Here is a 15715-nt window from a genome sequence, read left to right as displayed (position 1 = left end):
ATGGAATCTGCTGATATCCGCGTCGAGAAGGGCCACGCCGAGCCCGAGGAGGTCGCCGCCATCACGGCCATCCTCCTGGCCCGCGCCGCCGCCCGCCCCACGGACCCGGCCCCGGCCCACCGAGGCCGCATCAAGGCAGGCTGGCGCCGCCTGGAACGCGAGCCGGGCTTCAGGGCCCCGCACAGCTGGCGCTGAGCCCGCGGACACGAGAGAGGCCCCTCCACACGGAGGGGCCTCTTTTGTGGGTGCGCCCGGGGGGGCGCCCAGGGGTGCATGCCTCAGAGACGCGGGGCTGTATCGATATGCGGCTCCGCCGCGTGGGCGCGGCAAGCCGCACACCACCACCCGCACCCGGCACGCAACAGCCCCCGGCAGCCCAGAGGCCGCCAGGGGCTGTCCCACAGCAGGAGAACTACCGCAGGCGAGCCATCAAAGCGTGCTCGACCAGCGTGATCAGCGCCGACTTCGCGTCGGCCCGGTGCCGGGCGTCCGTCGTGATGATGGGAGTGTCCGGGCCGATCTGGAGCGCCTCGCGCACCTCGTCCGGCGTGTACGGCTGCTGGCCGTCGAAGCCGTTGAGCGCGATGACGAACGGCAGGCCGCTGTTCTCGAAGTAGTCGACGGCGGGGAAGCAGTCGGCGAGCCTCCTCGTGTCGACCAGCACGATCGCGCCGATGGCGCCGCGCACCAGGTCGTCCCACATGAACCAGAAGCGGTCCTGACCGGGTGTACCGAAGAGGTACAGGATCAGGTCCTGGTCCAGGGTGATACGGCCGAAGTCCATGGCCACCGTGGTGGTGGTCTTGTCCCCGGTGTGGGTGAGGTCGTCGATGCCGGCCGAAGCGGACGTCATGACGGCCTCGGTGCGCAGCGGGTTGATCTCCGAGACGGCACCCACGAACGTGGTCTTGCCCACGCCGAAGCCGCCAGCCACCACGATCTTCGCGGACGTGGTGGAGCGGGAAGGCCCTCCGCTAGAGCTTGCGAAGTCCACTGAGCACCCTTTCGAGCAGTGTCACGTCTGGCTGGCCGCCGGCGTTCTCGTCGCCGCCGGGCTGATGGATGGCGACCAGTCCCGCCTCCGCCAAGTCGGCGACGAGGATCCTGGCCACGCCGAGAGGGATCGTGAGGAGCGCCGAGATCTCGGCGACCGACTTGATTTCCCGGCAGAGGTTGCAGATCCGCTGATGCTCGGGCAGCTGGCCCTGCATCTGGTGCGGCTGCGCAGTGGTGTGCACCAGCGCCTCGATGGCGAGCTGGTAGCGCGGGCGGGTCCGGCCGCCGGTCATGGCGTACGGACGCACCAGGGGGTTGTTCGACCCTCCGGCGGGCGCCGGCTCGGGGGTGCGGCGCTGCGGCTGCACGGGCTGGATGCGCGGGGCCGGCGGCTGGTCGTACGGCGACGGGCCGGGGCCCTGCGGCGCGTACGGCTGCCGGTGGCTGGGTGCGGAGGGGAAGTTGTAACGGTTCGGGTTCTGGCCACCGTCGCCCTGGCCCTGGGCAGGGCCGTACGACCAGTTGCCCGAAGACGAACCGCCTGGGGGTGTTGCCACTTTCTCCTCCTCCGACTGTGCCTGGCACCCATCGCTGTGGAGCCGCGTCCCGAAACCTTACGGCCCCGGGACGCCAAAACGCACCGTCCGTCTACTAGTTGAGCAGGCTCCCCTGGAGCTCTGCACGAAGGTCCGGTGTCAGGACCGTACCGGCTCGGTCGACCAACAGCGCCATCTCGTACCCGATGAGGCCGATGTCCGCCTCCGGGTGTGCGAGGACCGCGAGCGACGATCCGTCGGAGATGGACATGATGAACAGGAATCCCCGCTCCATCTCCACAACCGTCTGGTTCACGCTGCCGCCCTCGAAGATCCGGGAGGCGCCTGCCGTCAGAGACGTCAGACCGGAGGCGACGGCCGCGAGCTGGTCGGCGCGGTCGCGGGGGAAGCCTTCGGACATCGCCAGAAGGAGTCCGTCGGCGGAGACCACCACCGTGTGGGACACCCCCGGGGTGTTGTCCACGAAGTTGGTGATCAACCAGTTCAGGTTCTGTGCCGCCTGGCTCATCGGGCTCACACTAACGCTCCTGGTTGTAGGTGCTGTCAGGACCGAAGCCCTGGCCGTTCGTTTCACTGCCTGCGCTGCGTCCGCGCTGGACGCCCCGACGCAGGTTGCTCAGCCTGCCCCGGACGTCCTCCGGGGCGCGGGAGACCTGGGGGCCTCCCTGGGGGGTGCTTTCGGCGGCACCCTCGATCAGATTCGCCTTGGGTACCCGCCTCGGCAGGCCGGAGGAGGTGACCCCGCCAGCCTTGGGCTTCCGGAGCTGCGAGGCCTGCTGCCACCGCTCGTCGTTGGCCGAGCGCCAGTCGTCGCCGTTGTTCTCCGAAGCGGAGGCCGGCGGCTCCTGGCTCACATGCCGTGCGCCACCCGAGCCGTTCGCACCGCTCGCGGTGGATCCACGGCGGGGAAGCCCGGCGTCGGTCATCGTGTGAGCGGCGGAGGGGCTCGATTCCGGACGGTCGAAGCCTACGCGGTCCTGCTCACTTGCGTCAGCGGCCTGCGCAGATTCCGTTTCCGGGGCCTGAGAAGGGTACTGGCTCGGGTAGCCGTTGCGGTAACCGTCCTGCTGCGGCCAGTCGTCCTGGTGACGGCGCTGCTCGAACGCGGCGAAACCGCCCGCCGTGCCCGCACCCTGCTCCGAGGGCTCCTCCTGGGCCGGCTCCGCATAGGAGGGCTCCGGATAGCCGCCGTTCGGCGAGAAGGTGTCGTTCTGCGGCAGGCCGCCGTTCGGCGCGTAGTACTGCTCGTCGTAAGCGGGCTGCTGCGGCTCCTCGTACGCCGTGTGCCGCTGCTCCTCGTACGACGCCTGCTGCTGCTCGTACGGCGCCTGGCGGTCGTACGAGGACGGCTGCTGCTCCGGATAGCCGGTCTGGCCGGTGTCGTAGGCCTGCCCGGCGTCGTAGCCCTGCTGCCCGTTGTACTCGTCGCGGTAGCCGGTGGCCTGGGAGGACTCCTGGCCGCTCTGCGCGGGCAGCGCGGGCTGCTCGTGCGACTGGGCCTCCAGGGCCGCCCGGCGCTCCTCGCGCATCAGGGAGCGGCCGACGGGGTCCAGCTCCCGTATGTCGTCGGGGACGTCGGAGTAGCGGCTGTCGTCGAAGCCCAGCTCCGCGGCCGTGCGCATCGGCTGGTTGAAGTTCTCGCCGCCGCCGAAGTTCTGCTCCGGGATGATCTGCGAGACGGTGAACTCGTCGCGGTCCACGTGCTGCTCGCCACCACCACCGTGGGTGATCGCGTCCGGCAGCATGACCAGCGACGTCGTGCCGGCCTGCTCGCCCGAGGGGCGCAGCTGGACGCGGATGCCGTGCCGGTCGGACAGCCGGCCGACCACGAACAGGCCCATGCGCTGCGAGATCGCGGCGTCCACGGTCGGCGGGTTGGCCAGCTTGTGGTTGATGTCCGCGAAGTCCTCGGCGGTCAGGCCGATGCCCTTGTCGTGGATCTCGACCATCACGCGGCCGTCGGGGAGACGGGTGGCGGTGACGCGGACCTTGGTCTGCGGGGAGGAGAACGTGGTGGCGTTCTCCAGCAGCTCGGCGAGCAGGTGCACGAGGTCGGTCACGGCGCGGCCGTGGATCTCGGCCTCCGGGACGCCGGAGAGCTCGATGCGCTCGTACTGCTCCACCTCGGAGGAGGCGGCGCGCAGCACGTCGACCAGCGGCACCGGCTGGTCCCAGCGGCGGCCGGGCTCCTCGCCCGCGAGGACCAGGAGGTTCTCGCCGTTGCGGCGCATACGGGTCGCGAGGTGGTCCAGGCGGAAGAGGTTCTCCAGCTGGTCCGGGTCGGCCTCGTTGTTCTCCAGGTCGGTGATCAGGGTCAGCTGGCCCTCGATCAGCGACTGGTTGCGGCGCGACAGGTTGGTGAAGATCGCGTTGATGTTGCCCCGCAGCAGGGCCTGCTCGGCGGCGAGCCGGACGGCCTCGCGGTGGACCTGGTCGAAGGCGCGGGCGACCTCGCCGATCTCGTCCGTGGTGGAGATCGGGATGGGGGCGACGCGGGTGTCGACGCGACCGGGGTCGGTGCGGGAGAGCTGGTCGACCAGCATCGGCAGACGCTGTTCGGCGATACCGAAGGCGGCGTTGCGCAGCTGGCGCATCGAGCGGCTCATCTGGCGGGCGACCGCACCGGCCAGGATGAAGGCCAGGAGCAGGGCGACCACGACGGCGGCACCGGTGATGTAGGCGTCGCGCTGGGCGTCGTCGGCGATGTCGGACGCTTCGCTCACGGCCTTGTCGGCCATGTCCTGCTCGATCTTCTCGTACGCGTTGAACTTGAGCGTGTTGACCGCCCACCAGTTCTCGGCGGTGATGCCCTTCTGCGCGAGTGCGGCACGGGCGCTCGCGTCGGTGCTCGGCAGCGTCGCCACGGCCGAGATCATCGACGTCGGGTTGGCCGGCGGCGGGACGTAGTCGGGGTTCTTGCCCTTGGCCTCCCGGGCCATCGCGGCACCGTCGGCCTTGATCTTGGCCTCGGCCGCCTTCAGCTTGGCCGCGTCCTGCTCGGTGCCACCGCCGATGTACTCCTGCACGGCGATGCGCTCGAGGTAGGCGTACGAGGACAGGGCGATGCGCTGGCTGGCCAGGTTGCCGCCGTCGGGGCCCGGCTTGACCAGGATGTGCATGCCGATCGAGCGCTGCAGCGACAGGGCCGCCTTGGTCAGCTCGATGGCGTACACGGTCCGGCCGTAGCTGGTGATGTTGCCGGTGCCGAGGCCGAGCTCGTTGGCGAACTCCGTCAGCGGGTGGGCGACCTCGACGTAGCCCTCTTCGGTCTGTACGCCCTTGAGCTTGGAGGTGTAGGCCACCTGGCGCAGGGTGGCCAGCTTCGGCTCCGCCTTGCGGAACAGGTCCAGCCGGCGCTCCAGGCCGGGCTTGGCCGGCATGTTCTGCGCCGCGTCGTCGAACTCGTCGGCGGCCTTGTCGGTGAGCTTGCGGGCGTCGACGACGGTCTTGTCGTCCTGGCCCTTGCCCTGCAGCAGCGGGGCGGCGGTGATGTCGCGTTCGTTGTAGAGGGCGTTGGCGTAGAGCAGCGACGCGCGGACCAGGCGCGCGGTGTTCTCCGCGTCCTCGGCCTCCTGCCAGGTGTCGATCGAGCTCTTCACCTGGAAGCCACCCATGACGAGGCCGACCACCACGGGTATGAGCAGGATCGCGTTCAGCCTGGTCGCCACGCGCCAGTTGCGCGGGGAGAGACGGCCGCCGCTCTCGGCGGGCGCGGCCGTCGGTTCCGAACCGGGCACGGGGGCGGGCGCCGCTGTGCGCGGCGGCGGGGTGAAGTTGCCCCGGGCCGACGGCTCGGGACTGTTCTTGCTTCGCCTCACTCGACCAACAACCTCTCGGCGGTCGGCACCAACGTTGTGCCGCAGTGTTCAGAGCCCAAGTCGCCGGCGACGGACGAGTACGTCATTGACTATTGGGCAGTTCAGGCATTCCAGCACGACGACCTGCGCTCTTCCAAACAGTCCGAGGCGGGGAATGTACGTGATGTAAGCCCCAGATAAAACGGTCATAAAGAGCGAGCCCCGCCAAAAGGCGGGGCGATTGTGCGCGCAGCGAGACCGGATGTGCGCGACGCGTGGCCGTACCACCCGATTCCTCTGCCGAAACGTTATGAACACCTTGGCCGACCGTGTCAAAGGACACAGCCGGCTCCGGTGTATCTACGACAACTGCCGTATGGCGCCTCAGATTTGGGTGCTACCTCAGCCGTGCCATCAAAGCGTGCTCGACCAGCGTGATCAGGGCACTCTTCGCATCGGCCCGGTGCCGGGCGTCCGTCGTGATGATCGGGGTGTCGGGACCGATCTGCAGCGCCTCGCGCACCTCTTCGGGCTGGTAGGGCTGCTGGCCGTCGAAACCGTTGAGCGCGACGACGAACGGAAGGCCCGAGTTCTCGAAGTAGTCCACGGCCGGGAAGCAGTCGGCCAGGCGCCGGGTGTCCACGAGCACCACCGCGCCGATGGCGCCGCGCACCAGGTCGTCCCACATGAACCAGAAGCGGTCCTGACCGGGCGTACCGAAGAGGTACAGGATCAGGTCCTGGTCCAGGGTGATACGGCCGAAGTCCATGGCCACCGTGGTGGTGGTCTTGTCCCCGGTGTGGGTGAGGTCGTCGATGCCGGCCGAAGCGGACGTCATGACGGCCTCGGTGCGCAGCGGGTTGATCTCCGAGACGGCACCCACGAACGTGGTCTTGCCCACGCCGAAGCCACCGGCCACCACGATCTTCGCGGACGTGGTGGACCGTCCCGCGTCAGAGCTTGCGAAGTCCACTGAGCACCCTTTCGAGCAGTGTCACGTCCGGTGCGCCGGTGGCATCGTCGCCGCCCGGCTGGTGGATCGCGACGAGACCGGCCTCGGCGAGGTCCGCGACCAGGATCCGGGCCACACCCAGCGGCATGTTGAGCAGCGCCGACACCTCAGCCACCGACTTCACCTCACGGCAGAGGTGGCAGATCCGCTGGTGCTCCGGGAGCAGCCCCATGAGCGCGGCGGGGTCCGCGGTCGTACTGATCAGTGCCTCGATGGCCAGCTGGTAGCGCGGCCGCGTCCGGCCACCGGTCATGGCGTACGGCCTTACCAGCGGCTGGTCGCCCTCGTCCTCGTACGGCTCCGCGTACGGATCATGAGAGGCGGTGGGCGGGGTCATGGGTCCTCCGGGCGGGACAGCAAGTCGGTCAGCAAGCCGTCTGACGGGGCCTGTGTGGGGTGTGTGGCGGCCGGACGGTGATGTGGTGAGACGGGTGGTGCCGGGGCCGATCAGTGGAGCAGACTGCCTTGGAGCTCAGCCCGCAGGTCGGGGGTGAGGACCGCGCCCGCGCGGTCGACCAGGAGGGCCATCTCGTAGCCGACGAGGCCGATGTCGCACTCCGGGTGGGCGAGGACGGCCAGGGACGAGCCGTCCGAGACGGACATGAGGAAGAGAAATCCCCGCTCCATCTCGACCACCGTCTGCGCCACCTCACCGCCCTCGAAGATCCGGGAAGCGCCTGCCGTCAGGGACGTCAGGCCCGAGGCGACGGCCGCGAGCTGGTCGGCGCGGTCGCGCGGGAAGCCCTCCGACATCGCCAGGAGGAGACCGTCGGCGGACACGACGACGGTGTGGGACACCCCGGGGGTGTTGTCCACGAAGTTGGTGATCAACCAGTTGAGATTCTGTGCCGCCTGGCTCATCGGACTCAACTAACGCTCCTGCTGGTGAGTGGGCCGTGGGTGGCTGCCGGTCTGGGTGGACCCGGCCTGACGACCCTGTGCGATTCCCCGACGGAGATTGGTCAGCCGGCCGCGCACGTCATCGGGCGCACGCGAGACCTGCGGACCGCTCTGGTGGGTTTGCTGCTGCGCCGTGCCCGGGACGAGGTTGGCCCGGGGGACCCGGCGCGGCAGGCCGGAGGTGGTGATACCACCCGCGGCGGGCTGGCGGACGCGCTCGGCCTGGCGGACGAGGTCGTCGTTCGGCGAGGTGCGCCAGCCGGCGGGGGCTGTGGACCGCTGCGGACCGGTGGGTCCCTGCGGTTGCTGCGGGGCGGCCGGTGCGGAGCCGTTGTTCTGCGGCTGCTGCTCCTGCTGGCCGTGGAACCAGTTGGTCTCCAGCGTGTCGTACAGCGGCGTACGACCGTCGCCCGGACCGGACGCCGGCGGCAGGGCCTCGGGCTCCTGACGGACCGGACGGGCCTGCGGGGCGGGCGGACGCGGGACGCCGAAGTCGGCCGGACCCCGGCCGTTGCCGGCCTGCGACCGCTCGAACCGGCCCGTGCCCGCGGGGTCGGCCGGCGTGGCCGGACCCGGGAGGCCGGGCCGCCCGGAGCCGTTGTCCTGGCGCGGCGCGGGGTACTGACCGGTGGAGCCGTTGTCCTGACGGGGCGCCGGGTACTGACCGGTGGAGCCGTTGTCCTGGCGCGGGGCCGGGTACTGGTTGCCGTTGTCCTGGCGGGGCGCCGGGTACTGACCGGTGGAGCCGTTGTCGTAGGACTGCGGCGCCGGGTACTGGCCCGTCGTGGCCGACGCGTCGCGCTGACCGGCGGCGGAGCCGAAGACGTCCGGGCGGACGAACGGGTCCTGGCCCTGCGACGCGTTCGCGCCGGAGCCGAACGGGTCCTGGTGCTGGGGAGCGCCGAAGTCGGACGGAGAGCCGAGGCCCTGCCGGTCGTTGTCGCGCGGCACGGCCGGCATCTCCGCCGTCGCGCCGGGACCCTGACGGTCGTCCACCCGCGGCAGCGACGACGTCCGGGAGAGGTCCGTCTCCTCGTGCCCGCGCGGGGTGTCCAGCGAGGCGCGCGGCGCCGGCGGCTGGGCGTTCTCGTCGCTCCAGCTCGGCACGCGCTGCTGCGCGTCACCCCCGGGCAGCTCGGCCCGCGGACCGCCACGCGGCGGCAGCTGCGGCCTGCGGCCCGTGCCCTGCGCGGAGTCACCGCGCTGCTTCTTGCGGCTCCGGCCTCCGCCGAAGGCGTCCTGGCCCTGCGGCCCGTTGGTGCCGGCCGCCTGCAGACCCTGCGGGGCACCCGGCGCCTGCTGGCCGAACCCGGCACCCGAGGGAGCGGGACGGCCCTGCGAGGGACCACCCTGCTCGAACGACGAGGTGCCCGGACCCTGCGGTCCGCGCGCCCCACCGGGCGCTCCCGGACGGCCGCCGTCCGCGTCACGCCCGGGCAGCGCGGCCCGCGGCCCCTGACCGGAACCGAGCCGGCCACCGCCGGACGCACCGCCGCCGAAGGCACCGCCGGACGCACCGGCCCCGAGGGCACCGGCCCCCTGGCCGGCACCGGCGGCACGCCGCGCCGCGGCCGCACCGGCGGCCGCCTGCGCGGCGGCCGGACCGCCGCCGGACGGCGACTGACCGGGCTGCTTGGGCTGGGGCTTCCGGCCGCCCTGGGCGACGTCGACGGGCAGCATGACCAGCGCGGTCGTACCACCGGAGTCGGACGGGCGCAGCTGGATGCGGATGCCGTGCCGCTGGGACAGCCGGCCGACCACGAACAGACCCATGCGGCGGGAGACGGAGACGTCCACCGTCGGGGGAGAGGCGAGCCGCTCGTTGATCGCGGCCAGGTCCTCGGGCGACAGGCCGATACCGGTGTCGTGGATCTCGATGAGCACACGGCCGTCGGGCAGCGCGTGACCGGTGACCTTGACCTTGGTCTGCGGCGACGAGAAGGAGGTCGCGTTCTCCAGCAGCTCGGCGAGCAGGTGCACGAGGTCGTTGACCACGCGGCCGGCCACTTCGGTGGTCGGCACCGAGGCCAGCTCGATGCGCTCGTACTGCTCCACCTCGGACGCTGCGGCGCGGAGCACGTCGACCAGCGGGACCGGGCGGGTCCAGCGGCGGCCGGGCTCCTCACCCGCGAGGACGAGGAGGTTCTCACCGTTACGGCGCATGCGGGTGGCGAGGTGGTCGAGCTTGAACAGCGAGGACAGCTGGTCCGGGTCGGCCTCGCGGGACTCCAGCTCGGAGATGAGCGACAGCTGGCGCTGGATCAGACCCTGGGAGCGGCGCGAGAGGTTGGTGAACATCGCGTTGACGTTGCCCCGCAGCAGGGCCTGCTCGGCGGCGAGGCGGACCGCCTCGCGGTGCACGTCGTCGAAGGCCGCGGCCACTCGGCCGATCTCGTCCCGGGAGTGCACACCGACCGACTCCACGGACGTGTCGACGTCCTGCGGGTCGGACTCGGACAGCTGCTTGACCAGCTCGGGCAGACGGTCGGAGGCGACCTTGGTCGCGGTGTCCTCCAGGCGGCGCAGCGAACGGATCATGGACCGCGCCACGACGAAGGCGCCGACCAGCGACACACCGAGCACGATCAGGATCAGGGCACCGGAGATGATCGCGTCGCGCTCGGTGGCGCTGCGCAGCTCGCGGGCCTTCTGTTCCATCTCCTCGAGCAGCGTGTGCTCGATGTTCTTCATCTGCTGGATCTTGGTGGAGCTGTCGTCCAGCCAGTCGCGGTAGGACCGCTTGTCCTGCTGGGCGAGACCGCTCGCGGAGACCAGGGCGCGGCCCGCGTAGGTGTCGGTCGCCTTGATCGTGGAGTTGCCGCCGTCCTCGATGGGCTTCAGCAGCTCGGCCGCGCCGTCCTCGCCGTAGATGCTCTTGAAGCTGCGGACCTCGGACTTCTGGCTCTCCAGGGCGGACTCGGCGTAGAGCCGGTCGTTCGGCGAGAGCTTGCCGGTCGTGGTGTTGCTCGCGGGCAGTGCCGCCGCGAGGGCCGCGCGCTGGATCGAGGAGTACTCCTTGGCGGAGGAGAACGCCGCGAGCGCACGCGTGCGCTGGATCATGTCCGGGTTGCTGGTCGCCTCGGCCATGTCCTGGGAGAGGTCGATCAGGTTCTCGATCAGACGGTGGTACGCCTCGATCGTCTGCGTGGAGTTGCCCTCGGAGGCGTAGGCACCCTTGCGGATCTGCTCCAGGTCGCCCAGCTCGCCGGCGAGCTGCACGAGGTACTCGCGGACGCCCTTGAGGTTGCCGTCCTTGCTGGCGCCGTCGATCTCCTCGGAACTGTCGAGGAAGTTCTTCATCGCCCGGTCGGTCTTCTCGCGAAGTCCCTTGACCGTGAAGTCGCTCGCCTTGCCACCGTGCGCCAGCGGGCCGGCCGACTGGTCGCGCTCCTCCTGGAGCGCGGCCGACAGCTCGGTGGCCTGCTTCGTCATGTCGGTCAGCAGCTTCATGTTGTCGAGCTGCTGGATGTCGTCCATGGATTGGTCGATACGCAGCGCGCCCAGCGAGGTGGCCGCGACCACCGGGAGGGCGAGCAGCGACACCAGTCGCGTGGAGATGCGCCAGTTGCGCAGGGCTATTCGCGGCCCCGGGCCGGTCGGCCCCGTCGGCGGCTTCAGCGCCGGCGAAGGGCTCCCGGGCCCCGCGGAGGCCGATGCGCCGGGGCGCCCTGAGCGCTCGCCGCCGTCACCCGCCGGGCCCTGGTTCTGGGCGTGCTGGGGCGCGGGGCCGCCTTTCACGGGGCCAGTCCCGCCGTGCGGCTCCGGCTCCGCCGAAGCGCTGCCATCCCTCTTGAAACGTCCCTGCACTAGCGTCGCAACCTCTGGACCAGGCACCCCGTCGCCTGAAACGGCGGGGCACGGTGTCGGCGTTCTGGGGACGCCCTGAAATACGCCCCCGTGGTGGTCGTGAGTGACCGGCGCTGGCTCCCCCTTCTCGCCGCCACTCGGCGCGACTGTGCGCCCCCTGTGCGCCGGCTCGATCCTGCGGCGGTCCGTGAGATTCCAGCACAGCACAGGATCTCCAACAAGGCCCGTAGGCCGACCCGTGATGTAGGTGACACCACGTGAGTGCCGGATCACCGGTCGTAGAAAGCGAGTTCGCTCATATCGGGCGTAAGCCCCGCGAGTCGCCGAGCTGGGTCGGGTGTCCCAGTCGCCATGATCAGGAGCGGAATGATGGCTTCAGGGGGTCAATGTCCGTTTCGTCGGGGTGGGACGCGAGTCCGGATTGACCGATTCGCCCTCTGGTTCGTGAGAAAACTCACATGCTGATCATGCCCTCTGCGCGTCCGGGCCGGGGAATTGGATGTTTAGCCTGACGCTTTACAGCGATGGCACTTTCGACAACCCGCGCCCGTACGGGGGGTTCACGCACCCTCCCGGCGCCCGTCACAGGACAGGGTCAAGTAAACAGTGAAGACGACGACGATGTTCCACAAGATCGCCAACCCGCGGCGCACGACGCTGGCGCACATGAACGACGCCGACGAACTGCAGACGCCGGAGCAGCCGGAGCACCCCGTCGACCTGCCGGCCCAGACCGCAAACCCCAAGCGCACCATCCTCATGGAGATCCCCGTCGCGGCCGCCGCGGCCGCGGAGTGACACTCGCTAGTACGCGTGCCGGCCGCCGGATGCTCATGGCGACCGGAACCGGTTTTCCGAGGGGCGCCCCCGCGACGGGGCGCCCCTTCGTGTGTGACGGGGCGCCCCCGCTCACGTGACGGGGCACCGCCGCGTATTGCGCGGGGGTGAGATCCCCTCCCCGCGTTAGCCTGGACCGTCAGACTCCAGCCGCTTCAGTCAAGGGGCCAAGCATCCCGTGCGCATCGCCAGGTTCTCCATCGACGGGAACGTCGCCTTCGGCGCCATCGAGGGCGACAAACAGGACGAACTCGTCCTGAACATCATCAAGGGCATCCCGTTCGCGGACTTCGAGCTCTCCGGCACGAAGGTGCCGGTCGGCAAGGTCAGGCTGCTGCCGCCGGTGCTCCCCAACAAGGTCGTGGCCTTCGGCCGCAACTACGCGGAGCACGCGCGCGAGCTGGGCAACGAGGTGCCCGAGGCCCCCTTCGCCTTCTTCAAGCCGTCCACCTCGGTGATCGGCCCCGGCGACGAGATCCAGTACCCCTCCTTCTCCGAGGAGGTCCACCACGAGGCCGAGCTGGCCGTGGTCATCGGCCGGATGTGCCGTGAGGTCCCGCGCGAACGCGTCAAGGACGTGATCTTCGGCTACACCTGCGCCAACGACATCACCGCCCGCGACGTGCAGAAGCGCGAAAAGCAGTGGGCCCGGGCCAAGGGCTTCGACAGCTCCTGCCCGCTCGGCCCCTGGGTGGAGACGGACCTGGACGCGAGCGACCTCACCATCCAGCTCACGGTCAACGGCCAGCAGCGCCAGCTGGGCCGCACCAGCGAGATGGTCCACTCCATCGAGGACCTGATCGTCAACATCTCCGAGGCCATGACGCTGCTGCCCGGCGACGTGATCCTCACGGGCACCCCGGCTGGGGTCGGCCCCCTGAACGTCGGCGACGAGGTCGCCGTCACCATCGAAGGCATCGGCACTCTCACCAACAAGGTTGTCAAGCGTGGCTAGCGCATCCGGCTCCCCCTCCCCCAAGTCCTCGACTCCGCTCGGACACGGGGTACCCCCACGCGTCCGTTTCTGTCCCTCACCCACCGGTAACCCCCATGTGGGCCTGGTCCGCACCGCCCTGTTCAACTGGGCGTTCGCCAAGCACCACCAGGGCACCCTGGTCTTCCGCATCGAGGACACCGACGCCGCCCGCGACTCCGAGGAGTCCTACACCCAGCTGCTCGACTCGATGCGCTGGCTGGGCTTCGACTGGGACGAGGGCCCCGAGGTCGGCGGCCCGCACGCGCCGTACCGCCAGTCGCAGCGCATGGACCTCTACAAGGACGTCGCGCAGAAGCTGCTCGACGCCGGTCACGCCTACCGCTGCTACTGCTCCCAGGACGAGCTGGACACCCGCCGCGAGGCCGCCCGCGCCGCCGGCAAGCCGTCCGGCTACGACGGCCACTGCCGCGAGCTGACCGCCGCCCAGGTCGAGGAGTACCAGGCCCAGGGCCGCGAGCCGATCGTCCGCTTCCGGATGCCCGACGAGACGATCACCTTCACCGACCTGGTCCGCGGCGAGCTGACCTTCACCCCGGAGAACGTCCCGGACTACGGCATCGTCCGCGCCAACGGCGCCCCGCTGTACACGCTGGTCAACCCGGTCGACGACGCCCTGATGGAGATCACCCACGTCCTGCGCGGCGAGGACCTGCTCTCCTCCACCCCCCGCCAGATCGCCCTCTACAAGGCGCTGATCGAGCTCGGCATCGCCAAGGAGATCCCGTCCTTCGGCCACCTGCCGTACGTGATGGGCGAGGGCAACAAGAAGCTCTCCAAGCGCGACCCGCAGTCCTCCCTCAACCTCTACCGGGAGCGCGGCTTCCTCCCCGAGGGCCTGCTCAACTACCTCTCCCTGCTCGGCTGGTCCCTCTCGGCCGACCAGGACGTCTTCGGCATCGACGAGATGATCGCCGCGTTCGACGTCTCCGACGTGCAGCCCAACCCGGCCCGCTTCGACCTCAAGAAGTGCGAGGCCATCAACGGCGACCACATCCGCCTGCTCGACGTGAAGGACTTCACCGAGCGCTGCCGCCCCTGGCTCCGGGCCCCGTTCGCCCCCTGGGCGCCGGAAGCCTTCGACGAGGCGAAGTGGCAGGCCATCGCGCCGCACGCGCAGACCCGCCTCAAGGTTCTCTCCGAGATCACCGACAACGTCGACTTCCTGTTCCTGCCGGAGCCGGCCGAGGACGAGGCCTCCTGGGCCAAGGCGATGAAGGAGGGCTCGGACGCACTGCTGCGCACGGCCCGCGAGAAGCTCGAGGCCGCCGACTGGACCTCCGCCGAGTCGCTCAAGGAGGCCGTCCTGGCCGCCGGCGAAGCGCACGGCCTGAAGCTCGGCAAGGCCCAGGCCCCCGTGCGCGTCGCCGTCACCGGCCGCACGGTCGGTCTGCCGCTGTTCGAGTCCCTTGAGGTCCTGGGCAAGGAGACCACCCTGGCCCGGATCGACGCGGCGCTGGCGAAGCTGGCCGCGTAACGCGCGACATCGCACACCGCGAGGGCGGCGTCCACATCGGGCGCCGCCCTCGCCGTGTCCTCCCGGCCGTCACCCGGAGTTCACCCGTCCGGCCAACTCGCGCACCGGGAGCGGACGTCCGACGCCCCCTGCGCGCCCTCGACGGCACGTACGGCGAGGTCCCGATCGTCCCCCACGCCGCCCCTCGCACAGCCGGAGGCCCAGGTCCATTCGCCGTCCGGCGCCGGTCCGGCGGCTGAACCAGCCCGCCACCTGGGCCCCACGCTCTCCGGCACCCCGGACCTGGGCTGAGAGCGTGACGCGGTGGGTACGGTCGGAGCATGAGCATCCTCGCCGTGGTCTGGGACGTCGACGACACCCTCTTCGACTACACCTCCGCCGACCGCCTCGGCATGCGCGCCCATCTCACGGCCGAGGGCCTGCTCGACCGCTACGACAGCGCCGAGCAGGCCGTCGACCACTGGCGGAAGACCACCGAACTGCAGTGGGCGCGCTTCTCGGCGGGCGAGACCACCTTCGAGGGCCAGCGACGCGACCGCGTCCGGGCGTTCCTGGACCAGGACCTCACCGACACCGAGGCCGACGCCTGGTTCCAGCGGTACGTCACCCACTACGAGGCGGTCTGGGCCCTCTTCCCGGACGTCCTGCCCGTCCTCGACGCCCTCTCCGCCAGCCACCGGCACGCCGTGCTCTCCAACTCCAGCCTCCACGTCCAGGACCGCAAGCTGCGCGCCCTCGGCGTCCACGACCGCTTCGAGACCATCCTGTGCGCGGCCGAGCTCGGCGTCTCCAAGCCCGAGGCCGGGGCGTTCCTCGCGGCCTGCGCATTCCTCGGGCTGCCGCCGCACCAGGTCGCCTACGTCGGTGACCACCCGGAGATCGACGGACGGGGCGCCGCCGACGCGGGACTGCTGTCGGTGTGGATCGACCGTGGCGGCCTGTACGCCACGATCGAACCGCCCGTCGGGCCGCACCGCATCGCCTCCCTCGCCGAACTGCCGTCTCTGCTGGGCTCCGATACTCGTTTTGGAGCCCCGTCCACCTTCGGGTAATGTTCTTCCTGCGCCGCGGGGAGCGGGCCGGAAGGCCGGAACCCCAGGCGCAAAACTAGAACACGAACCCCTCGGGGGATTGCGTTCCAGTGGCCTATGGTGTAATTGGCAGCACGACTGATTCTGGTTCAGTTAGTCTTGGTTCGAGTCCAGGTAGGCCAGCTCGCAGAGCTCATCTGCATCGCCCCCGTTGTGTAGCGGCCTAGCACGCTGCCCTCTCAAGGCAGTAGCGCCGGTTCGAATCCGGTCGGGGGTACTGGTTCCGAAGATCGGCAGATCGACGATC

Annotated in this window: 13 protein-coding genes and 2 tRNA genes; 7 read left to right on the top strand and 8 right to left on the bottom strand. The window is 70.3% G+C overall.

From position 1 onward, the window contains the following. Entirely contained in the window at positions 1 to 195 is a 195-nt protein-coding gene (locus tag AB0937_RS12530) for an acyl-CoA carboxylase subunit epsilon (RefSeq protein WP_033313207.1), read from the top strand. Positions 196 to 412: 217 nt separating this feature from the next. On the opposite strand, the gene AB0937_RS12525 is transcribed toward AB0937_RS12530, so the two are convergent. The 8 genes from AB0937_RS12525 to AB0937_RS12490 all read right to left on the bottom strand — a co-directional run bounded on the left by AB0937_RS12525 (position 413) and on the right by AB0937_RS12490 (position 11069). After that, positions 413 to 994, bottom strand: coding sequence for an ATP/GTP-binding protein (locus AB0937_RS12525; RefSeq protein WP_014675207.1), 582 nt, complete (start codon positions 992 to 994; stop codon positions 413 to 415). Beyond that, complete coding sequence (locus AB0937_RS12520) at positions 975 to 1553, bottom strand: DUF742 domain-containing protein (RefSeq protein WP_366711315.1); 579 nt, start codon at positions 1551 to 1553, stop codon at positions 975 to 977. The genes AB0937_RS12525 and AB0937_RS12520 overlap by 20 nt, the downstream gene beginning before the upstream one ends. Positions 1554 to 1647: 94 nt before the next feature. Next, positions 1648 to 2061 (bottom strand): roadblock/LC7 domain-containing protein, encoded by a 414-nt coding sequence (locus AB0937_RS12515; RefSeq protein WP_004983065.1) that lies wholly within the window; start codon positions 2059 to 2061, stop codon positions 1648 to 1650. A 10-nt stretch (positions 2062 to 2071) separates the two neighbouring features. After that, positions 2072 to 5371: a nitrate- and nitrite sensing domain-containing protein gene (locus AB0937_RS12510; protein ID WP_366711314.1), complete on the bottom strand. Its 3300-nt coding sequence runs from the start codon at positions 5369 to 5371 to the stop codon at positions 2072 to 2074. A 376-nt stretch (positions 5372 to 5747) separates the two neighbouring features. Beyond that, positions 5748 to 6323: an ATP/GTP-binding protein gene (locus AB0937_RS12505; RefSeq protein ID WP_104781463.1), complete on the bottom strand. Its 576-nt coding sequence runs from the start codon at positions 6321 to 6323 to the stop codon at positions 5748 to 5750. Beyond that, complete coding sequence (locus AB0937_RS12500) at positions 6304 to 6699, bottom strand: DUF742 domain-containing protein (protein WP_030851927.1); 396 nt, start codon at positions 6697 to 6699, stop codon at positions 6304 to 6306. The genes AB0937_RS12505 and AB0937_RS12500 overlap by 20 nt, the downstream gene beginning before the upstream one ends. A gap of 110 nt (positions 6700 to 6809) precedes the next feature. Then, complete coding sequence (locus tag AB0937_RS12495; protein ID WP_030851929.1) at positions 6810 to 7223, bottom strand: roadblock/LC7 domain-containing protein; 414 nt, start codon at positions 7221 to 7223, stop codon at positions 6810 to 6812. A gap of 9 nt (positions 7224 to 7232) precedes the next feature. Beyond that, a complete protein-coding gene (locus AB0937_RS12490) occupies positions 7233 to 11069 on the bottom strand; it encodes a nitrate- and nitrite sensing domain-containing protein (protein ID WP_366711312.1) in 3837 nt (1278 codons plus the stop codon). Between the two features lie 606 nt (positions 11070 to 11675). Here AB0937_RS12490 and AB0937_RS12485 point away from each other — a divergent pair. From AB0937_RS12485 to AB0937_RS12460, 6 genes are all read left to right on the top strand, one after another. Further along, positions 11676 to 11867, top strand: coding sequence for a hypothetical protein (locus AB0937_RS12485; RefSeq protein WP_366711311.1), 192 nt, complete (start codon positions 11676 to 11678; stop codon positions 11865 to 11867). Positions 11868 to 12084: 217 nt separating this feature from the next. After that, positions 12085 to 12861 carry a fumarylacetoacetate hydrolase family protein gene (locus tag AB0937_RS12480; RefSeq protein ID WP_366711309.1) on the top strand — a complete coding sequence of 259 codons (777 nt, stop codon included), beginning with the start codon at positions 12085 to 12087 and terminating at the stop codon, positions 12859 to 12861. Beyond that, positions 12854 to 14377, top strand: a complete 1524-nt coding sequence (gene gltX / locus AB0937_RS12475) for a glutamate--tRNA ligase (RefSeq protein ID WP_366711308.1) — start codon at positions 12854 to 12856, stop codon at positions 14375 to 14377. Before AB0937_RS12480 ends, gltX begins: the two co-directional genes overlap by 8 nt. Before the next feature lie 320 nt (positions 14378 to 14697). Next, entirely contained in the window at positions 14698 to 15429 is a 732-nt protein-coding gene (locus AB0937_RS12470; RefSeq protein WP_366711306.1) for an HAD family hydrolase, read from the top strand. Between the two features lie 90 nt (positions 15430 to 15519). Then, positions 15520 to 15591 (top strand) — tRNA-Gln (locus AB0937_RS12465). Positions 15592 to 15612: 21 nt separating this feature from the next. Next, positions 15613 to 15685 (top strand) — tRNA-Glu (locus AB0937_RS12460). Positions 15686 to 15715 lie beyond the last annotated feature (30 nt).

It is taken from the genome of Streptomyces sp. NPDC047880 (assembly GCF_040706515.1).
Taxonomy (GTDB): domain Bacteria; phylum Actinomycetota; class Actinomycetes; order Streptomycetales; family Streptomycetaceae; genus Streptomyces.
Note: the sequence above shows the minus strand (reverse complement) of the source record. Positions and strands in the feature narration are given on the sequence as shown.